Genomic DNA, 19,144 nt, shown 5'->3' with positions numbered 1-19,144 from the left:
GGTCGAAGCTCAGTTCCGCTCGGCCGTCCGGTCGCGGATTCTCTCGGCCGCTTCGCCCTCCGATTCGGTCGGTATCTCGAGCGATTCCTCGCCGTCGTACGCACCGAACGGGAGCGACTCCGCAATCCCGTCGTCACCGCGTCCGGGCGTGGCCGCCGACGTCTCGACGGAGACGAAGTACAGCGAGCGAGCGCTCTTCGACCCGCTCACGTGTCCGTAGTGGAAGTAGAGGGTGGCGTCGGATTCGACGAGACGGAGGACGCTGTCGAACTCCTCGCGGTCGAAGTACGCCCAGACGGCGGCACCAGTGTCGGGGTCGTCGACGTTGGAGACGACACCGGTCTCCGTCCGGTTCGACGTAAACAGCAGCGTCGCTTCGTCGCCTCCGTCGGCGGAGCGGAGAACGATTCGTCGCTCGATGGGACTCCACGGTTCGACGGCGACTTCGTAGTCCGAAACCTCGAACTTGGCAGTTGGCACACTCCGGCTACGAGAGGGTCGCTGAAAAGTCTGTTAGCCGTTCGACGGAACGTCTCTCACCGTCGCGCGTTCGTCAGGGTTCGAGGACGACCTTTCCGACGCTCTGTCTACTCTCCAGATACTCCTGTGCGTCTCTCGCATCTTCGAGCGCGAACGTCTCCCCGACGACGACGTCGAGTTCGCCCGCCGCGAGGAGTCGCTGGAGTTCGGCCGTCGCGCCGAGGACGCGCGACGGTTCCGTCTGGATGGCGTTCCCGAGGTGGAACCCGAGGACGGACTTGTTCTCGAACAGGAGACGCGAGGTGTCCGGTTTCGCCACCTCGCCGGAGGCCGCGCCGTAGACGACGACGCGTCCGAACGCCGCGAGCGCGTCCAGACTCCGCTCGAACGTCTCGCCGTTCACCCCGTCCAAGACGAGGTTCACGCCCTCGCCGTCCGTCTCCTCTTCGACGACGTCTCGGAAGTCGGTCTCTTCGTAGTTTATCGGGTGGTCCAACCCGAGGTCGACGGCGAGGTCCAACTTCTCCTCGGTGCTCGCGGTTCCGAACGACTCCGCACCGGCGTGGTCGGCCAACTGGACGGCCGCCGTGCCGACGCCGCCCGCCGCGGCGTGTATCAGGACGCGGTCGTGCGCGGTCAGGTTGCCCCAGTTGTGCAGGCAGTTGTACGCGGTGAGGAACTGGACGGGAAATCCGGCGGCCTCCGCGAACGACATCGACTCGGGCACGTCGAACAGCGACTGCTCGAACGCCGTCGCGTACTCGGCGTACGCCTCGTCGGTGAGTGCGACCACGCGCTCTCCCACCTCTCGGTCGACGCCCTCGCCGACGGCGTCGATAGTTCCTGCGGCCTCGAACCCCGGCACGAACGGCGGTTCCGGGCCGTCTCGGTAGTGTCCGCGGCGTTGCATCACGTCCGCGAAGTTCAGTCCCGCGGCGGCGACGTCGATTCTGACCTCGCCCGGCCCCGGTTCCGGAACCGCTGTCTCCCGCAGTTCGAGGGCGTCGCTACTTCCGTACTCGGTGACGACGATGGACTTCACGGTCGTCGTACGTCGCGAACGCTAAAAGGCGGCGGGAAAGGGGAACCTCGTACGAGTTGCCGGTTCTCTGCGGCGGCGTCCGGGGCCGCCCTCAGAGGACGAGTGGGAGACCGAAGATGACCGCGAGGCCGACGGCGAGAACCACGAGTCCGGTCATCGCCTTCCCCGTCGAGAACTCCTGCATCGGCGAGGTGACGCGCCCGGGGTCCGAGGAGTGGTGCGCGCCCTCGTACTCGTCGTGTTCGTTCGCGGCGTGGCCCTCCACCGTGTGGTCGCTCTCGTACTGGTCGCTCGGGTTTTCGTACGTCTCGTCGCTCATAGCCGACGGTTCGGCCCCGGGGATAAAAGAACATCCGAATCACCGGCGGCCACCGAGGCCTAAGTACGTCTCGCCCGACGACGGTGTATGGACGAGACGGCGCGGACCGGCGGCGAGACGCTCCCGAACGGTGAGACGCGGCGGTGGTGGAAGGAAGCGGTCGTCTACCAGGTGTATCCCCGAAGTTTCGCCGACTCCGACGGCGACGGCGTCGGCGACATCCCGGGTATCGTCGAGAAGGTCGACTACCTCGACGAACTCGGCGTCGACGTGGTGTGGCTCACCCCCGTCTACGAGTCGCCGCAGGCCGACAACGGCTACGACATCGCGGACTACCGGGCCATCGACGACCAGTTCGGGACGATGGCCGACTGGGAGGCACTCCGCGACGCACTCCACGAGAGAGACATCAAACTCGTCATGGACCTCGTGGTGAACCACACCTCCGACGAACACGACTGGTTTCAGAACGCCTGCGAGTCGCGAGACACCGAGTACCGCGACTACTACGTCTGGCGCGACGGCCGCGACGCCGCCGACGCGGACGCGGAGTACGACGTCGGCCCCGACGGCGAGGCACCGCCGAACGACTGGAGGTCGTTCTTCGGCGGCCCGGCGTGGGCGTACCACGAGGGGACCGAGCAGTGGTATCTCCACCTGTTCGACCGCAAGCAACCGGACCTGAACTGGGAGAACCCCGACGTCCGAGAGGACGTGTTCGACATGATGAACTGGTGGGTCCAGAAGGGAATCGACGGCTTCCGGATGGACGTCATCAACCTCGTCTCCAAACCGGAGGGACTGCCGGGAACCGACCCCGACGCGGGCGTCCGGACCATCGACCGAGTCGCCAACGGACCCCGCGTTCACGAGTTCCTCGGGGAGATGCGCGAGGCGGTCCTCGACCGGGCACTCCTGACTGTCGGCGAGATGGTCGGTAATCCGCTTCCGGTGGACCACGCGCGACGGTACGTCTCCGACGACGAGGACGGCGACGGCCTCTCGATGCTGTTTCACTTCGAGCACGTCCTCCTCGATAGGGGAGAAGAGGTGTGGGAGACAGAAGACTGGAATCTGACGGACCTGAAGGCCGTCTTCGACCGCTGGCAGGAGGCGTTCGCCGACGAGGGGTGGAACTCGCTGTATCTCAACAACCACGACCAACCGCGGATGGTGTCACGGTTCGGCGACGACGGAGAGTTCCGCCGGGAGTCGGCGAAACTGCTCGGGACGCTCCTCCACACGCTCCGCGGGACGCCGTACGTCTACCAAGGCGAAGAGTTGGGGATGACGAACTACCCGTTCGAGTCGTTTGACGACTTCCGGGACGTGGAGACGCTGAACAACGTTCGAGAGGCGATAGACGCCGGCGAAGTGGACTCGTTCGACGCGGTCCGGGACGGACTCCGCGCGAACAGTCGAGACAACGCGCGGACGCCGGTGCAGTGGACGGACGATGAGTACGCGGGGTTCTCGGAATCCCGGCCGTGGATAGCGGTCAACCCGAACTACCCCGAGGTGAACGCCACGGCGGAGCGAGACGACGCCGACTCGGTGTTTCGCTACTACCAGCGACTGCTCGCGTTCCGAGACGAGAACGACGTCGTCGTCTACGGCGACTACGACCCGTTCTTCCAGGACCACGAGGACGTGTGGGCGTACACGCGAACGCTCGGGGAGGAGCGTCTGTTCGTCGTCCTCAACTTCGCGAGTGAGACGACGACTGTCGCGAGTCCCGTCGAAGCGTCCGGTGTGACGCTCGAACTCTCGAACTACGATGCCGACGACGCGGTCCAAGAACTCCGTGACGGGTCGCTCTCGCTTCGGCCGTGGGAGGTCCGCGTGTATCGCTGCTGACGGGTCCGCGAGCGAACCGACGGAGTAAAACAGACTGTCTCTCCTACGAGAGATATGACCGACACCGACCGCAAGTGGTGGAAGGAAGCGGTCGTCTATCAGGTGTACCCCCGAAGCTTCGCCGACTCCGACGGCGACGGCGTCGGCGACATCCCGGGTGTCCTGGACCGTCTCGACTACCTCGACGAACTCGGCGTCGACGTGGTGTGGCTCAACCCCGTCTACGAGTCGCCGGGCGTCGACAACGGCTACGACATCGCGGACTACCGGGCTATCGACGACCAGTTCGGGACGATGGACGACTGGGAGGACCTCTTGGCGGGCCTCCACGACCGAGAGATGCGTCTCATCATGGACCTCGTGGTGAACCACACCTCCGACGAACACGACTGGTTCCAGAACGCCTGCGAGTCGCGAGACGCCGAGTACCGCGACTACTACGTCTGGCGCGAGGGACGAAGTCTGGAGGAAGCGGGCGTCTCCGACGCCGCGTTCGACCCCGCCGTCTACGGCCTGCCGGCGGGCGTCCGCGAACTGCCACCGAACGACTGGGAGTCGTTCTTCGGCGGTCCGGCGTGGTCGTACCACGAGGCGACGGGCGAGTGGTATCTCCACATCTTCGACGAGCGACAACCGGACCTGAACTGGGAGAACCCCGCCGTTCGACGGGAGATTCTCGACATGATGGAGTGGTGGTTAGAGAAGGGAATCGACGGCTTCCGGATGGACGTCATCAACCTCATCTCCAAACCCGAGGGGTTGCCCGACGGCGAAGACCCGGACGCCATCGTCCGCGGTGCGGACCAGTTCGTCAACGGGCCGCGGATTCACGAGTACGTCTCCGCCATCCACGACGTGTTGGCCGACTACGACGTGATGTCCGTCGGGGAGATGGCCGAGGTGACCGTCGAACAGGCGAAGCGGTACACCGGCCGCGACGGCGACGGCATGAGCATGGTGTTCAACTTCGACCACCTCCGACTGGACTTCGGTCCCGAAGGCGGACGGTGGTCGAAGGGCGAGTGGTCGATGGCCGACCTCAGAGAGACCATCACGCACTGGCAGGACGGACTCGAAGACGACGGCTGGAACTCCCTGCATCTCAACAACCACGACGAACCGCGGATGGTATCGCGGTTCGGCGACGAAGAGTACCGCCGCGAGTCGGCGAAACTGCTCGGGACGTTGCTCCACACGCTCCGCGGGACGCCGTACATGTACCAGGGCGAAGAGTTGGGGATGACGAACTACCCGTTCGAGTCGCTGACCGAGGTACGCGACGTGGACACGCTGAAAAACGTCGAAGCGGCGCGGAGAGAGGGCCGGTTCGCCTCCGAGTCGGAGATGCTCGACCTGGTTCGCTATCGCTCTCGCGACAACGCGCGGACGCCGATGCAGTGGGCGGACGAGGAGCACGCCGGGTTCTCGGAGTCGACGCCGTGGATGCCGGTCAATCCGAACTACACCGAGGTGAACGCCGCGGCGGAGCGTTCGGACCCCGACTCGGTGTTCCACTACTACCGGCGACTGCTCGCGTTCCGAGACGAGAACGACGTCGTCGTCTACGGCGACTACGACCTTCAGACGCCGAACCACGAGGACGTGTGGGCGTACACGCGGACGCTCGACGACGACCAGTTGTTCGTCGTCCTCAACTTCTCCGACGACGAGACGACGTACGACGTGTCGGCGGAGTTCGTCGGCGACGCGTCGCTCGAACTCTCGAACTACGACGCCGAGGACGGCGTGGCGGCGACGCTCTCGCTTCGGCCGTGGGAAGCGCGCGTCTACCGACTCGCCTAGAGCGGTCGGGACGAGTCGATTCGAGGGGCGAACAGGCGGCGATGTCGCTCGCGACGCGGTGTGCCGCACACCCGCAGGCCGCGCCGCGGTCGGTCTCAGGTCACGGCGTCGCTGGCCGCGCACTCCTATTTGAACGTTCGTCCGACGGCGCGGGTCGGTGCAAAGACCGCGACAGTCGAAACCGTCAAACGGCCCATCCGCGAAGCTTCGAGTAACGAATGCTCACGAAGCGAATCATCCCCTGCATCGACGTCGACTTGGACGAGGACGGCGAACCCGCCGTCTACACCGGCGTCAACTTCGAGGACCTGAAGTACACCGGCGACCCCGTCGAGATGGCCAAACTGTACAATCAGGCCGGTGCCGACGAGTTCGTCTTCCTCGACATCACCGCCTCCGCCGACGGGCGCGAGACGATGCTCGACACCGTCTCGCGCGTCGCCGACGAGGTGTTCATCCCGCTGACCGTCGGCGGCGGCATCCGAACCCGCGACGACATCAAAGAGACGCTCCGCGCCGGCGCGGACAAGGTGTCTATCAACACCGCCGCACTGCAGAACCCCGACTTGGTGAACGAGGGTGCCCGCGCGTTCGGGTCGCAGTGCATCGTCATCTCCGTGGACGCCCGCCGCCGGTTCGACGAGGAAGGCGAGTACTACGCCGAAGTCGACGGCGAGTCCTGTTGGTTCGAGTGCACCGTCAAGGGCGGCCGCGAGGGCACCGGAATCGACGTGGTCGAGTGGGCGGGCGAGGCCGAATCCCGCGGCGCGGGCGAGTTGTTCGTCAACTCCATCGACTCCGACGGGACGAAAGACGGCTACGACATCCCGCTGACGAAAGCCGTCTGCGACGAGGTGTCGACGCCGGTCATCGCCTCCTCGGGCTGTGGCGGTCCAGAGGACATGTACGAGGTGTTCACCGAGGCGGGCGCGGACGCCGGCCTCGCGGCCTCCATCTTCCACTTCGACGAGTACTCGATTCAGGACGTGAAGTCGTACCTCGACGAACGCGGCGTCCCCGTCCGGCTCTGACCCGGCGCTCTTCTGCGGCGTCTCGTGCGCGCCACCGGTCGTGCGGGGTCCGCGCAGGCCGAGACTGCGTTCAAGTCGTCTGACGACGTACCGAGAGTCTCATGAGTTCGCTCGACACCGACGCGTGGCGCGAAGCGTTGCTGCGCCACCGCGCCGACAAAGACGAGTACTTCGCACGCGACCCGCATTCGCCGATTCCGGCCGACCGACGGGAGTCGTTCACGGGACTCGACTACTTCGACCCGGACCCCTCCTACCGCGTCGTCGCCGAGTTGGACGAGTACGACGGGAAAGAGGAGATAACCGTCGAGACGACGACGGACGGCGAACGCGACTACCTCGTCTGGGGGTCGTTCACGTTCGAAGTCGGTGGGGAGACGGTCGCTCTCGACGCCTACCGGTCGGCCCCCGACGAACACCGACTGTGGGTGCCGTTCCGCGACGAGACCAACGGCGACGAGACGTACGGTGCCGGGCGCTACCTCGACTTGGAGGACCCCGACGACAGAGCGGGCGAGGCGTGGGTACTCGACTTCAACTACGCGTACAGCCCGTTCTGCGCCTACAACGACCGCTACGAGTGTCCGCTCGTCCCGATGGAGAACTGGCTCTCCGTGTCGATTCGCGCCGGCGAGAAAGACGTCGAGTAGTCGGCGTTACAGCGCGGCTTCGAACGCTGACGTGAAGTTGGTCGAGAGGTCCTGCACGCGTCGGGACGCGTCCGCGAGAGCGTCGAGCGGGTCCGTCCCCGGTTCGGTCTTGACCGAGAGGATGGGGTCGGTCTGCCCACCGGACTGCTCGGGGTTCACGTCGTACGTCGCGGCGGCGACGCCCGACGTCTCCAGCAGTGCGCCCTTGATGACGTTCATGAAGGTGTGGTCCTCGCCCGCGATTTCGAGGCGAAGTTCTTCGTCCGTCTTGTCGATGACCCGCAGTTCCATGCACTCCTCTTTCCGGTCGCGGCGTTTCAGTATTTCGTCTTGGGGAACAGCGACGACACGTCAGGGTCATCGTCGACCAGACGATATTCGCGGCCGTCCGCGGCGACGACGTCGGCGTGGACGAGGTGGTCGAGGTGCGCCCACGCCTCGCCGGGACCGTGCAGGATGTGGATGTTCTCCAGTTCGCCGAACAGGTGCGCGCTCACCGTCCACGCGTCGGCGGGGCCGTGTTCCGAGAGCACGTCGACGACGTTCTCGGTTCGCTCGCGGTGGTGTTGGAGGATGGTCGCCGTCCGCGCCGTCGGGTCGCCGATGGGGTCGCGGTGGCCCGGAAGCGCCCGGTCGAAGTCGCGGTCCAGAAGCCACTGGAGGCTCTCGACGTACGTCTGGAGCGGTCGGTCGACGCGGAGGTCCGCCCCGCCGACGTTCGGCGTGTACTTCGGGAGGATGGCGTCGCCGACGAACGCCTCGTCGGTCGTCGCTCCCGCCGACGTCTCGCCGGCGAACGCGAACGCGGCGAGTCCGGCCGCGTGGCCGGGCAGGTGGACGACTTCGAGTTCGTCGTCGCCGGCGTCCACGGTGTCGCCGTCGGTCAACGGAATCACGTCGGCCGGGTCACCCGAAATCTCGTCGTGCAGACCCATGAAGTCGACCAGTTCGTCGCGTTTCTCCTCGGGGATGCCCCACTCGTCGAATCGACGGTGGCGGACGTCCCGTTCGGCTTCGACGGCGTCCGTCTCCTTGGCGATGAGCGGCGCATCGGCCTCGTGTGCCCGGACGACAGCACCGCTCTCCGCCTGCAGTTCGCCCGCGAGACCCGCGTGGTCGGCGTGCCAGTGCGTGAGGAGAATCTGGTCGATATCGCTCAGTTCGACGCCCGCCTCGCCCAGTCCGGCGTCCAGGTCCGCTCGAATCTCGTCGAGCGAAGCGCCGACGTCTACGAGCGTCGTCGTCTCGCCGGTGAGGAGGTACGCGTTGTTCCGACCCTCGAAGACCGTGTTGTTGAGTCGGATTCGATGGAGATCCATACACCGCGCGATGCCGTGAACGATGATGAGGGTTGCTATCCCGGAACCGGTGACGGGGAGCGCACGGGACGGTCGACGGCGGCGCGGCCCTCCTCTTCGCCGCGAATCTGTTCGTGTCCGCTAACTGACCCGTCCGACCCGGTACATTCAAACAGGGGGATTTCGTACCAGCGTTCGACCTGAATGGACGACTTCTACGACCTCTTGGAGGTCTCCGAGGACGCTTCGCCCGCCGACATCAAGCGGGCCTGGCGGGGGAAGGCGGGTGAGTACCACCCGGACGTGAACGACGACGACCGAGCGAACGCGCAGTTCAAGACGCTCCGCAAGGCCTACGAGGTGCTCTCGGACGAGACAGAACGCGCGGCGTACGACCGACTCGGACACCGGAACTACGTGAACAAGCGCCTCGACGGGTTGCCGACGTCGGGGATGACGCGCCCGAACGGGGCCGCCTCGGGCGGGAACCGCTGGGACACGGGGACGGCGAACAGTCGCGCGTCGTCCGCCGGTGGGTCGACAACGACGTCTTCGAACACCGGCCGCGGTGGCTCGAACGCGTCGTCGTCCACGTCCTCGGCGTCGTCGTCCGCTCGGACGAATCGGTCGAGTACGTCGTCGGGACGGTCTCGGTCGTCGGGGTCGTCCCGGTCCACCGGTTCGACCTCGCGCGGTTCGACGTCCGCCCGAACCACCGGCGGACGGTCCGGACGGTCGGAGTCGTCTCGGCGGCGCGGTTCGTCCGGGCGTCGGTCGAACGCGAACGCGAACGGGACGTCGTCCACCGCTTCCGCGGGGTCGAACGCGTCGACGACCGGAACCGCCGAGGCGGGGACGACGGCGGCGACGGACACCGAATCGTCGCCGCGACATCCGCTCTGGTACGGGTGGGTCGTGACCTTCCTCGTCGGCGTCGCGTACGTCGGGAGCCTCGGCGTCTACCTCGCCGCCAACGCGGGCGCACTCTCGTCGTTCGCCGCCGCACTCCTCGCGAACCCGCAGGCGGCGCTCCTCGGCGCCGGCGGCATGACCGCTCCGGGGACGTTCGTCCTCGACGCCGTCGCGGCGACGCCGGGCGTCGCACTCGCGTTCCCCGTCGGCGTCGCCCTCCTCACCGTCGTCTTCACCGGCGTCGTCGCGAAGTTCGGCCACGGGACGGCCTACCTCTACCTCCTCGGCGCACTCGCGCCCGCGGCGGCGATGGCCGTCGGTCCGGTGGTTCCACCGCTCTCCACCGCCGGCACCCTCGCACTCGTCCTCGTCCTGCCGTTCCTCGCGACGACGCTGTTCCTCGCGGACGTGGGGCGGTTCCTCGCGTCGACCCGGTAAACTGGGGACCGACTTTTGTCATCGCGCCGTGAAGACAGGGTATGTCACTCGAACCCGGTGCAGTCCGCCGATTCCGGTGTCGCGGTGTGAACGCCTACCTCGTCGACGACGACGGGACGCTCACCCTCGTCGACGCGGGGACGCCCTGGGACGGCGACCGGATGCGCCGGATGCTCTCGAACGCGGGTCTCGACCCCGAGGCCATCGACCGCGTCCTCCTCACTCACTACGATATGGACCACGTCGGGACGCTCGCGACGCTCGGACTCGACGCCGACGTCCCCGTCTACGTGGCCGACCCCGACGCCTCGTTCCTCCTCGGCGACGCGGACCCGCCGGCGACGAACCACAAAGGACTGATTCAACGGCTCTCTCGACCGTTTCTCACCCCGCCGGAGAACGAGATTCGACGCGTCACGGACGGCGACGCCATCGGCGGATTCGAGGCGCATCGGACGCCCGGTCACACGCCGGGACACGTCGTCTACCACCACGCGGCCCACGAGACGGTCTTTCTCGGCGACCTGGTCCGCGAATCCGACGGCGAACTGTCGCCGTTGCCGTGGGTCGTCTACTACGACGTCGAGCGAAACGCGCGGAGTCTCGTCGAACTAGTCGAGCGAATCGACCCGTTCGAGGCGGCGTGCGTGGGCCACGGCGACCCAATCCGCTCTGACGGGTATCGTGCGCTTCGCTACGCCGCGGCGAGGGTCTGAGAAGAGACAGGTTTCTTGTACTCTGACGAACAGTTCTCGGCATGGACTCGAAGCCTTCCACCCGACTGACTCGGAGACGATTCTTCGCGGCGACGGGTACCGGGGCGGTGGCCGCCCTCGCCGGATGCAACGCGCCCGGGTTGGAGACGCGTCTCGAAACGGAGTTCGACGTCTCGCCGGACGGGGCCACCGACGTCCGCGTGACGAACCGGAACGGCGGCGTGACGGTTCGCCCCGGCGACGGGGACGCGGTCCACGTCCGCGTCGTCAAGCGGGGGTTCGGCGTCGACGAGAGCGTCCTCGAACGGATATCGGTCAGCGATTCGGTCTCCGACGGCGTGTTGACGCTCGACGTGGACTACCCGGAGAACGCCGTTCGCGTCGCTAGCGACCTCACCGTCGAACTGCCGGAGTCGCTCGCGCTCTCACTCGCGGAGACGGCGAACGGAGGCGTCGACGTCCGCGGCGTCGCGGGCGACGCGACGCTTCGGGCGGGCAACGGCGGCGTCACCGCGGAGTCGGTTCCCGGGTTCCTCACGCTCGAAGCCGGAAACGGCGGCATCGAGGCGCGAGACGTGGGCGGTATCGACGGCGTTCGTGCGGGTAACGGCGGTATCGACGTCGAGATTCCGGCGATACGGGGTGATACCGAGGTGAGCGCGTCGAACGGCGGCATCGACGCGGCCGTCTCTCCCGATATCGACGCGGCGTTCGAGGCGCGCGTGACGAACGGCGGCGTCGACGTCTCCGGGTTGGAACTCACGAACGCGACCGTCTCGCCGTCGCGCGTCGCCGGAACGCTCGGTGACGGCGGCCCGTCGCTGACGCTCTGGGCGGGCAACGGCGGTATCGACGTGCGGCGTCTCGACTGACGAACGTGAGTCCTGAGAAGGAAGCAGGGACCGCGGCAAGCGCGGACCCCGGACTGACCAAGCCACTGCGAAGAGCACCAGTCTCGCAGTTCCTTACCTGACGCGGCGGTGGAGTCGTCCACCACGGGCGTCGATACCTTGTTTGACGGTTGTAGTAAAAAATCCACCGTTGGTGCCAATTCCTTCTAACTCCATCGCGAGTACCGTTCAAACGGTGGGTATACGTCCCGTATTACTCTCCCAAAGTAAAAATTTGTTTAATTGTAATGGTCTTTACTACGCGATTGAACGACGTTTCGGAGGCGAACCGCCGCATTCTGAAACTATGACACGTTTTACCGTGTGAGAACTCGGCGCAAGAGGCGTTACCGAACGAGGTAGGGGTCGCCTCCGGCGGTGAACCGACCGAGGTCGGTCTCGCGTCTGAAGTCGGTGGACTGGAGGAGTTTCAACGCGTCCACCAATCGGTCGTGGTGGGTCTGGTCCCAGTCGTGCGGGTTGGCGATGGGGAGGACGAGGAAGCCACTGCCGCGAATCTCGCGGCCGTGGAGTTCCTCCATGTCGACGGTTATCTTCCGAGCCTGTGCGGTGTAGTTCTGCAGGACGTACTCGGTGGCGCGGGCACCGACCGGGAGGAGGACGTGGGCGGCGATGGCGCGTAGTTCGGCGTCGAAGAATCGCTCCATGTCGTCGTACTCGGCCTGCGTGGGCGTCCCCTCCGAGACGCACATGTGTAGATACGAGAGGAACGTCTTCGCGACGGCCGGTTGGTCACCGGTCGTCGTCAGCAACCCCGCATCGGCGAGGGCCGCTTGGAGACGGATACTCGGTTCGTTGGTGAACGGTACGCCGGTGACTTCCCCGCCGTGGAGGCCGGGGTAGTCGCCGATGACGTGAAACTCGGCGTTGGCGTCGCCGTATCCGGGGACGAACCGTTCGCACGATGGTCGCATGCCGAAGGGGTTACTCGTCCGGTCGGTTACGTTCTCCACGGCGACACGTAACGATGAGAAGGTTATATGCCGTGCGGTTTCGCTCGTCGAGAGAACAGGTTAGAGTTCGACGCCGGACGGGATGAGACTGTGTCCCCGCAGGAGGTTCCCGTCGGCGTCGTAGACGAGGAAGGTCCGCTTCTCGTAGACGACGGTGTCGCCGTCGTCCGTTCGTATCTCGACGCGATACTGCCCGTCTTCGCCGTCCGCGGCGGACTCGCCGTACTCTCGCGCCGCGCGGATGAATCGGAGTACGTCGTCCGCGTCTTCGTTCAGTTCGAGAACGAAGTCGCCGGTGATGCGGTTGGTCACGCTCACCACCCCCGTCGCGTCCGGGTCGGTGACGTCGCCCTGTAACCGGTACGCCACGTCCGTCTCTCCGTCGTCGAGTGGTTTCCCCTCGGCGTCTGTGAGACGGTCCGTGAGCATCCCCTCGGGACCGTGAAAGTCGATTCGGACCGACGGCTTCTCGGGAGGTTCGTCCGTCTCGACCCAGTCGATATGTTCGACGTCCAACTCGAAGTAGTCGCGCCTCATTCCGTGACCCGATTTAGACGCCACCGTGTATGAACGTAACGCCTTGACACACCGTTCGTCGGTCGCTGTCGCCTCCGACGAGAGTTCGTCTGCGTCGGCGAACGGTGTCGAGACGCCCACCAGTCGGTAGCTTTTACCGAGTCGATTTCAGTCATCTCGCATGGTCTGGGTCCGCTCGGAGTACGCAGGACCGCTCGCCGTCGTCCTGACGTGGCTCTCGGTGTTGCTCCCGTGGAACGTGACGTACTCGCCGGACGTCTCCGGCGGGTCGGTGTTGTTCGTCCGCTTCCCGTTCTTTCAGATACGGTACGCGTTCGGCGTGCCGTTCGCCGACGCCGTCCGCCTCTCGGACCCACTGTCGGCCGTCGCGTTTCAGGCTGGCAACTCCATCCAACTCGCCTACGAGGTGTGGGTTGTCGGCGCGGCGGTGCTTCTCGTCGCCCTCGCCGTCTCCGTCGCCTACTACGCCCGCGAGAAACGCCTCGAATCCGGTCCCGTCGACCCGGTGCGCGCCCTGGGTGCCCTCCTCGGCGTCGCGGGCGTCGTCCTCGCGGTGGCGACGTACCTCCTCTGGACGCGCGGATTTCCCGGCGTTCCCCTCCCCGTCGGCGTCGTCTTCCTCTTCGTCTTCGCCGGTCTGTTGGCGACGGTCGAACGTACGTAACCGACTGACATACACCCCGTATGTTAAGTCACTCGAAACGAAACACCCGGTAACGTATCGGCAGGGGGACGAAGATGTCACAGACGGAATTCGACTCGGGGGAGACGGAGGGGGAACAGAGAGACGCCGCGACGGACGGGGACGCGGCGACGACCGACGGTTCGGAGACCGGCGGTTCGGAGACGGAAGCGTCGTTCTCGCGGTTCGAGACGGTGTTCGACGACGTTCGACGGCGACTCAGGCGGACCGTGGAGGTCCTCCGCGGGTCGAACATCGACGTCCGACCGTTTCGACCGTCGGACGGGGTTCTCGGGACGTTCGAAGCGCCGGCCACCGAGGAGGAGGTGGACCGCTACTGGGTGAACGCGCCGTACGCGTACGTCGTCCTCACGTACGACGACGGCGAGAGCAAACACCGCTACTACACGGTCGAACCCGACTTGGACGACTTCGAACGCGACGTCCTCGACAGAGTTCGCGAGGACATCCGCGACCCGCTTCTGTACGGGTCCGAAACCGACCTCGCGGACGAGACGACGCTCCGCCGCGAGTTACGGACGCTCCTCGAACAGTACGGCGTCGAGGTGGGGATGGCGACGTTCCACTCGCTTCTGTACTACCTCCTCCGAGACTTCCGCGGATACGGCCGCATCGACCCGTTGATGCACGACCCGCACATCGAGGACATCTCCTGCGACGGCTACGACCTGCCCATCTTCGCCTACCACGACGACTACACCGACATCGAGACGAACGTCTCGTTCGCGGAGTCCCAACTGGACCGGTTCGTCGTCCGCCTCGCCCAGCAGTCCGGACGGCACATCAGCGTCGGCGACCCGGTGGTGGGGACGACGCTCCCCGACGGGTCCCGCGTCGAACTCGCACTCGGTGAAGAAGTGACGCCGCACGGGTCGGCGTTCACCATCCGTCGGTACGCCGACGACCCGTTCACGCCCATCGACCTCGTGGAGTTCGGGACGTTCTCCATCGAGCAGATGGCGTACCTGTGGCTCTGTATCGAGCACAACAAGAGCCTCATCTTCGCGGGCGGGACGGCGTCCGGAAAGACCACCTCGATGAACGCCGTCTCGATGTTCGTCCCGCCGCGTTCGAAGGTGCTCACCATCGAAGACACGCGCGAACTCTCCTTGCACCACGACAACTGGCTCTCCTCGGTGACGCGGAGTCGGATGCACGAGGGGGCGGACATCGACATGTACGACCTGCTTCGCTCCGCGCTCCGACACCGGCCGGAGTTCATCATCGTCGGCGAGGTGCGCGGTGAGGAGGCCGTGACGCTGTTTCAGGCGATGAACACGGGACACACGACGTTCTCGACGATGCACGCAGACAGCATCGAGACGGTCATCAACCGACTGGAGAACGAACCCATCAACGTCCCCCGTGCGATGGTCCAGTCGCTGGATCTGCTCTGCGTCCAGACGCTCACGCGGTTCGGAAACGAACGCGTCCGACGCTCTCGCTCCATCGGCGAAATCGGCGGCATCGACCAGCGGACGGGCGAACTCGACTACTCGCGCGCGTTCTCGTGGGACGCCGAGGAGGACACGTTCGACCAGCGAAACTCGACGCTCCTCTCGGAGATTCAGTCCGAACGAGGGTGGACGCGCGCGGAACTGACCAGAGAGGTCGCGCGCCGAGAACGCTTCCTCCGGTCGCTTCTGGAGTTGGGTATCGACGACTACCGGCAGTTCACCGCCCTCGTCAACGAGTACTACGCCGACCCCGAACGCGTGATGGCCCGCCTCGACGCCGAGGTCGACGCCGACGTCTCCGACGACGACGCGGACCCGTTCGAGACGGCGACCGTCGAAGCGACGGGCGGGGAGCGGTAGCGTGGTCGTCGGCTACCTCCCGGCGGTCCTCGCGACAGTCGTCTGTCTACCGGTCCTCCTCTCGCCGGTGAGTTCGACTGCGAGCGTCCTCCTCGACCGGGTGTCGCTGTCGCTGTTCGGTCGCTACGTGACGGTCCAAAGCTCGCGTCGCAGACGACAGGAGGAAGCGCTCCGCGCGGCGTTCGTCGGTCAGAGCCATCGCCTGTACGCCTCGAAGACGCTGTTGATGGCCGCCCTCGTCGGCGTCTCGGGGAGCATCTTCGGCGTCTACGTCGCCGCGCTCGTCGTGCAGACGTTCGCCATTCCGGCGTCGACGCTGCGGGAGACGCTTCCGGGCGCACTCGGGTTTCTCTCCACCGTCACCGCCGTCCCCGACCTCTCGGTGTTCGAGTTGTTCGGACTCCTCCTCGTCTCCGGTGCGACGTTCGGGACGGCGTCGGCCGTCGGGACGTACGCCGTCCGGTGGCAGTATCTCGACCAACGGGCACGCGCCCGACGCGTCGAGATAGACGCGACGCTCCCGCAGACCATCGCGTTCGTCTACGCGCTGTCCCGCTCCGGGATGCCGTTTCAGGTCGTGCTGGCGACGCTGGCGGAGAACCAGCGCGTGTACGGCGAGGCGGCCCGCGAGTTCGGCGTCGCCGTTCGCGACGTGCGCGGGTTCGGCGCCGACCTGCCGACGGCGCTCCAACGGATGGCGGAGCGAACGCCGAGCCAACGGCTCGAAGATTTCACCGAGAACCTCACGAGCGTCCTCGCCAGCGGACAGAGCGTCTCGGCGTTCCTCCGCGACCAGTACGACCGCCTGCAGTCCGAGTCCGAGGCCCAACAGGAGCAGTATCTCGAACTGCTGGCGACGTTCGCCGAAATCTACGTCACCGTCCTCGTGGCGGGCCCGCTCTTTTTCATCACCATCCTCGTCGTCATCGGGTTGGTGATGCAGGACACGATTCCGCTCCTCCGTCTCGTCAGTTACGTCGGTCTCCCCCTCGCGAGCGCCGCGTTCGTCGTCTACGTCGACAGCGTCACCGAGTCGCTCCGCGGGCCGGTCGACGACACCGAACCGGCGGACGACGCCGAGGGGGACACCCTGTCCACGCCGGACGTCGCCGGAGACGTCGCCGACGTGGCACCGACTGCGTCGGCCGCGACGGACGGCGGCGTCGTCGCGGACGACGGGTGGCAGGCCAACAGAGAGCGACTGGCGGTGTACGACCGCGTCTCCTCGGTCACGGCACTTCTCGCACGGCCCGTTCGGACGATGCTCGACCGACCGTCGTACACGCTGGCCGTGACGGTTCCGGCGGGCCTGCTGTGGGTGGCGCTCACGCTCGACGTCGCGGCCGCGACGGAGGCCGTTCGGGCGGCCGCGTCTCCTCGCGCCGACGGCGGGTGGTCGGGAGTCGCCGCCGTCGTCGACGGGCCACTGGTCGAACTCTCGCTCGTCGCGATGCTCGGCGTCACCGTCGCCTACGAGGTGCAGAAACGGCAGATAGACGCGATAGAACGAGAGATTCCCGACTTCCTCGACCGGATGGCGAGCGTCAACGAGGCGGGCGTCACCGTCGTCAAGAGCCTCGAACGACTCGCGCGGAGCGACCTCGGGCCGCTGAGCGTCGAACTCGGCCGAACGTGGCGCGACATCCGGTGGGGCGCGTCGGTTCGCGAGTCGTTCCGCGGGTTCGAGCGGCGAGTCCGCGCGCCGATGGTGTCGCGTGCGGTGACGCTCATCACGAACGCCGTCGCCGCCAGCGGCGAGATTTCGCCGGTGCTCCGAATCGCCGCGAGCGAGGCGCAGAACAGTCGTCGCCTCCTCCGCGAGCGAAAACAGGAGATGGTCATCTACCTCGCGGTCATCTACATCTCCTTTTTCGTCTTCCTCGGCATCGTCGTGGCGCTGACGCTCGCGTTCATCCCCGCCGTCGAGGCGGCGAGTCAGTCGGCCGCGGTCGGAGACGGGCAGGTTCAGGGTGTCTCGACGGGCGTGTTCTCGGGACTCAGCAACGTCGACACCGGCGCGTACGAACTGCTGTTCTTCCACACGGCGTCGATTCAGGCCGTCTGCTCCGGACTCATCGCCGGGCAACTCGGCGAGGGGCGCGTCCTCGACGGCCTCAAACACGCCGTCTTCCTCCTCGCCGTCTCGTACGCGCTGTTCGCGTTCCTGTAAGTCTTCGATTGTCGAACGCTGCTCGGTTCGCCTACTAAGTACCGTTTCGACTATGTCGACGGATTGGGAAGATTTAACCACGGATAATATAACCACTCGCTCATGAAACGAGTGCGCAGAGACGACTTCGACGGTCGGGTGCACGGCCGATGAGCGCGGCCGAACGGCGTGTCAACCTCGGATGTGGAGACGATGTTCGAGACGGATGGGTCAATGTCGACTACCGCCCTGGCGAGACCGGCGTCGGTGGTGACGACGTCGAACCTGACGTGAACCAAGACCTCACCGAGACGCCGTGGCCTTTCGAGGACGACGCGTTCGACCACGCACTCATGGACAACGTCCTGGAACATCTCCCGAACGCGACCGACGCCGTCCGGGAAGTGGCTCGAATCGTCGAACCCGGCGGAACGGTCGAGATTCGGTGTCCGTATCCGAACAACCCGAGCGCGCACCGAACCGACCACGTTCGTCACATCCACCCCGTCGAGTTCCTCGAGGGGAACTACCTCTACGACGGCCTGTTCGAGGTCGCCGACTGGGAACTCTCTCGAGTTCGTCTCGGCCGAGTGTTTCCCTCGGACGAGTCCGCGTTGTGGGTCTGTGACACGTTCGGACTGTTCGGTATCGACGAGTGGAGTGTCACTCTCAGAATCCTCGACGCGGACGACTGATTCACCGAAGACCACGTCCCCGAGCCGTGGACGCTTAGTAGCCGGCCCGTCTCCTGACGGCTATGTCCCGCGACGACCGGTCGGGTCCGTCGGACGCCGAGACGCCGCACGAGACGTACGACCGAATCGCCGAACACTTCTCCTCGACGCGCGAGTATCCGTGGCCCGAGGTCCGGTCGTTCCTCGACGACTACGCGTCGCGTGCCGTCGCCGACGGCACCGTCGGCCCGTCGGTCGGACTGGACCTCGGGTGCGGCAACGGCCGGCACGCACAGGAGATGGCCGACCGCGTGGACCGGGTCGTCGCCCTCGACGCGAGTCGGGGACTCCTCGAACAGGCCCGCGAGCGCGCGAGCGAACGCGGGTTCGACGCCGACTTGGTCCACGGCGACGCCGCCTCGCTCCCCCTCCGAGACGACAGCGTCTCGCTGGCCGTCTACGTCGCCACGTTGCACCACCTCCGGCCCCGTGCGTCGCGCGTCGCGAGTCTCTCGGAACTCGCGCGCGTCCTCGCCCCCGGGGGTCGCGCCCTCGTCAGCGCGTGGTCCGTCGAACACGACCGCTTCGACGCCGACGCGGGGTTCGACACGACGGTGGACTGGACGCTCCCCGGCGGCGAACGCGTCCCGCGCTACTACCACATCTACGACGCAGAGGAGTTCGCGGCCGACCTCGACGAGTCGACGCTCTCCGTGGTCGAGTCGTTCGTCTCCAGCGGAAACTGCTACGCCGTCGTCGCGCCCGCGGACGCCGACCGGCCGGACCCCTCGTGAACCTCGTGGCGTGGTAGCACCCGACGGCTGGTCGGACCGCCTGCAATGGTGCTTTGCGTT

20 protein-coding genes and 1 pseudogene are annotated in these 19,144 nt (G+C 66.3%); 13 read left to right on the top strand and 8 right to left on the bottom strand.

Going from position 1 to position 19,144, the window contains the following annotated elements; all coding sequences use genetic code 11:
• Positions 1-9: 9 nt before the first annotated feature.
• The 3 genes from BM282_RS07685 to BM282_RS07675 all read right to left on the bottom strand — a co-directional run bounded on the left by BM282_RS07685 (position 10) and on the right by BM282_RS07675 (position 1,841).
• A complete protein-coding gene (locus BM282_RS07685) occupies positions 10-480 on the bottom strand; it encodes a hypothetical protein (protein WP_089878836.1) in 471 nt (156 codons plus the stop codon).
• 73 nt (positions 481-553) lie between these two features.
• Entirely contained in the window at positions 554-1,522 is a 969-nt protein-coding gene (locus tag BM282_RS07680) for a quinone oxidoreductase family protein (RefSeq protein WP_089878832.1), read from the bottom strand.
• 91 nt (positions 1,523-1,613) lie between these two features.
• Positions 1,614-1,841, bottom strand: coding sequence for a DUF7550 family protein (locus tag BM282_RS07675; RefSeq protein WP_089878829.1), 228 nt, complete (start codon positions 1,839-1,841; stop codon positions 1,614-1,616).
• 87 nt (positions 1,842-1,928) lie between these two features.
• Here BM282_RS07675 and BM282_RS07670 point away from each other — a divergent pair, with 87 nt between their 5' ends.
• The 4 genes from BM282_RS07670 (at position 1,929) to BM282_RS07655 (ending at position 7,182) form a co-directional block, all read left to right on the top strand.
• Entirely contained in the window at positions 1,929-3,698 is a 1,770-nt protein-coding gene (locus tag BM282_RS07670) for a glycoside hydrolase family 13 protein (protein ID WP_089878826.1), read from the top strand.
• Between the two features lie 54 nt (positions 3,699-3,752).
• Positions 3,753-5,501, top strand: coding sequence for a glycoside hydrolase family 13 protein (locus BM282_RS07665; RefSeq protein WP_089878823.1), 1,749 nt, complete (start codon positions 3,753-3,755; stop codon positions 5,499-5,501).
• A 218-nt stretch (positions 5,502-5,719) separates the two neighbouring features.
• The gene (gene hisF, locus BM282_RS07660) at positions 5,720-6,532 is read left to right on the top strand and encodes an imidazole glycerol phosphate synthase subunit HisF (protein WP_089878820.1); all 813 of its coding nucleotides are present in this window, start codon (positions 5,720-5,722) and stop codon (positions 6,530-6,532) included.
• 101 nt (positions 6,533-6,633) lie between these two features.
• Entirely contained in the window at positions 6,634-7,182 is a 549-nt protein-coding gene (locus tag BM282_RS07655) for a DUF1684 domain-containing protein (protein WP_089878816.1), read from the top strand.
• Between the two features lie 6 nt (positions 7,183-7,188).
• Here the strand turns inward: BM282_RS07655 and BM282_RS07650 are convergent, their stop codons facing one another.
• Both BM282_RS07650 and BM282_RS07645 read right to left on the bottom strand, forming a co-directional pair.
• Complete coding sequence (locus BM282_RS07650) at positions 7,189-7,473, bottom strand: DNA-directed RNA polymerase subunit L (protein ID WP_089878812.1); 285 nt, start codon at positions 7,471-7,473, stop codon at positions 7,189-7,191.
• Between the two features lie 26 nt (positions 7,474-7,499).
• A complete protein-coding gene (locus tag BM282_RS07645) occupies positions 7,500-8,501 on the bottom strand; it encodes an MBL fold metallo-hydrolase (RefSeq protein ID WP_089878810.1) in 1,002 nt (333 codons plus the stop codon).
• Positions 8,502-8,684: 183 nt separating this feature from the next.
• Between BM282_RS07645 and BM282_RS18840 the strand changes: the two are divergent.
• A pseudogene (locus BM282_RS18840) lies at positions 8,685-8,864 on the top strand (DnaJ domain-containing protein); the annotation flags it as partial.
• 29 nt (positions 8,865-8,893) lie between these two features.
• On the opposite strand, the gene BM282_RS18835 reads toward BM282_RS18840, so the two are convergent.
• A complete protein-coding gene (locus tag BM282_RS18835; protein WP_245758330.1) occupies positions 8,894-9,355 on the bottom strand; it encodes a hypothetical protein in 462 nt (153 codons plus the stop codon).
• Between the two features lie 40 nt (positions 9,356-9,395).
• On the opposite strand from BM282_RS18835, the gene BM282_RS18830 reads away from it, so the two are divergent.
• From BM282_RS18830 to BM282_RS07630, 3 genes are read left to right on the top strand one after another with little or no spacing between them, the layout of a single operon-like run.
• The gene (locus tag BM282_RS18830) at positions 9,396-9,830 is read left to right on the top strand and encodes a hypothetical protein (RefSeq protein WP_245758329.1); all 435 of its coding nucleotides are present in this window, start codon (positions 9,396-9,398) and stop codon (positions 9,828-9,830) included.
• A 41-nt stretch (positions 9,831-9,871) separates the two neighbouring features.
• Positions 9,872-10,546, top strand: coding sequence for an MBL fold metallo-hydrolase (locus tag BM282_RS07635; RefSeq protein ID WP_089878804.1), 675 nt, complete (start codon positions 9,872-9,874; stop codon positions 10,544-10,546).
• Positions 10,547-10,587: 41 nt separating this feature from the next.
• On the top strand, positions 10,588-11,418 hold the full coding sequence (locus BM282_RS07630) for a hypothetical protein (RefSeq protein WP_089878801.1): 831 nt from the start codon (positions 10,588-10,590) through the stop codon (positions 11,416-11,418).
• A gap of 365 nt (positions 11,419-11,783) precedes the next feature.
• Here BM282_RS07630 and BM282_RS07625 read toward each other — a convergent pair whose 3' ends face one another.
• Both BM282_RS07625 and BM282_RS07620 read right to left on the bottom strand, forming a co-directional pair.
• Positions 11,784-12,410 carry a uracil-DNA glycosylase family protein gene (locus BM282_RS07625; protein ID WP_089878798.1) on the bottom strand — a complete coding sequence of 209 codons (627 nt, stop codon included), beginning with the start codon at positions 12,408-12,410 and terminating at the stop codon, positions 11,784-11,786.
• 60 nt (positions 12,411-12,470) lie between these two features.
• Positions 12,471-12,947 carry a DUF5793 family protein gene (locus BM282_RS07620; RefSeq protein ID WP_089879502.1) on the bottom strand — a complete coding sequence of 159 codons (477 nt, stop codon included), beginning with the start codon at positions 12,945-12,947 and terminating at the stop codon, positions 12,471-12,473.
• A gap of 160 nt (positions 12,948-13,107) precedes the next feature.
• Between BM282_RS07620 and BM282_RS07615 the strand changes: the two genes are divergently transcribed.
• From BM282_RS07615 to BM282_RS07595, 5 genes are all read left to right on the top strand, one after another.
• A complete protein-coding gene (locus BM282_RS07615; protein ID WP_089878795.1) occupies positions 13,108-13,611 on the top strand; it encodes a DUF7549 family protein in 504 nt (167 codons plus the stop codon).
• A gap of 74 nt (positions 13,612-13,685) precedes the next feature.
• Entirely contained in the window at positions 13,686-15,467 is a 1,782-nt protein-coding gene (locus BM282_RS07610; protein WP_089878791.1) for a type II/IV secretion system ATPase subunit, read from the top strand.
• A gap of 1 nt (position 15,468) precedes the next feature.
• Positions 15,469-17,637 (top strand): type II secretion system F family protein, encoded by a 2,169-nt coding sequence (locus BM282_RS07605; protein ID WP_089878788.1) that lies wholly within the window; start codon positions 15,469-15,471, stop codon positions 17,635-17,637.
• A 149-nt stretch (positions 17,638-17,786) separates the two neighbouring features.
• Positions 17,787-18,311 carry a class I SAM-dependent methyltransferase gene (locus tag BM282_RS07600; RefSeq protein ID WP_089878785.1) on the top strand — a complete coding sequence of 175 codons (525 nt, stop codon included), beginning with the start codon at positions 17,787-17,789 and terminating at the stop codon, positions 18,309-18,311.
• A gap of 62 nt (positions 18,312-18,373) precedes the next feature.
• Positions 18,374-19,084 carry a class I SAM-dependent methyltransferase gene (locus tag BM282_RS07595; RefSeq protein ID WP_089878783.1) on the top strand — a complete coding sequence of 237 codons (711 nt, stop codon included), beginning with the start codon at positions 18,374-18,376 and terminating at the stop codon, positions 19,082-19,084.
• Positions 19,085-19,144: the final 60 nt, after the last annotated feature.

The organism is Halogeometricum limi (assembly GCF_900115785.1).
Taxonomy (GTDB): Archaea; Halobacteriota; Halobacteria; order Halobacteriales; family Haloferacaceae; genus Halogeometricum; species Halogeometricum limi.
The sequence above is the reverse complement of the archived record's forward strand: the minus strand, read 5'-3'. Positions and strand labels throughout refer to the sequence as shown.

Bases quoted from the DNA above. Each gene is read 5' to 3' on its own strand.
- BM282_RS07655 (WP_089878816.1), top strand. From the start codon at position 6,634: ATGAGTTCGCTCGACACCGACGCGTGGCGCGAAGCGTTGCTGCGCCAC.
- BM282_RS07615 (WP_089878795.1), top strand. From the start codon at position 13,108: ATGGTCTGGGTCCGCTCGGAGTACGCAGGACCGCTCGCCGTCGTCCTG.
- BM282_RS07670 (WP_089878826.1), top strand. From the start codon at position 1,929: ATGGACGAGACGGCGCGGACCGGCGGCGAGACGCTCCCGAACGGTGAG.
- BM282_RS07595 (WP_089878783.1), top strand. From the start codon at position 18,374: ATGTCCCGCGACGACCGGTCGGGTCCGTCGGACGCCGAGACGCCGCAC.
- BM282_RS07675 (WP_089878829.1), bottom strand. From the start codon at position 1,841: ATGAGCGACGAGACGTACGAAAACCCGAGCGACCAGTACGAGAGCGAC.
- BM282_RS07635 (WP_089878804.1), top strand. From the start codon at position 9,872: ATGTCACTCGAACCCGGTGCAGTCCGCCGATTCCGGTGTCGCGGTGTG.
- hisF (WP_089878820.1), top strand. From the start codon at position 5,720: ATGCTCACGAAGCGAATCATCCCCTGCATCGACGTCGACTTGGACGAG.
- BM282_RS07610 (WP_089878791.1), top strand. From the start codon at position 13,686: ATGTCACAGACGGAATTCGACTCGGGGGAGACGGAGGGGGAACAGAGA.
- BM282_RS07600 (WP_089878785.1), top strand. From the start codon at position 17,787: ATGAGCGCGGCCGAACGGCGTGTCAACCTCGGATGTGGAGACGATGTT.
- BM282_RS07650 (WP_089878812.1), bottom strand. From the start codon at position 7,473: ATGGAACTGCGGGTCATCGACAAGACGGACGAAGAACTTCGCCTCGAA.
- BM282_RS07665 (WP_089878823.1), top strand. From the start codon at position 3,753: ATGACCGACACCGACCGCAAGTGGTGGAAGGAAGCGGTCGTCTATCAG.
- BM282_RS07630 (WP_089878801.1), top strand. From the start codon at position 10,588: ATGGACTCGAAGCCTTCCACCCGACTGACTCGGAGACGATTCTTCGCG.
- BM282_RS07645 (WP_089878810.1), bottom strand. From the start codon at position 8,501: ATGGATCTCCATCGAATCCGACTCAACAACACGGTCTTCGAGGGTCGG.
- BM282_RS07620 (WP_089879502.1), bottom strand. From the start codon at position 12,947: ATGAGGCGCGACTACTTCGAGTTGGACGTCGAACATATCGACTGGGTC.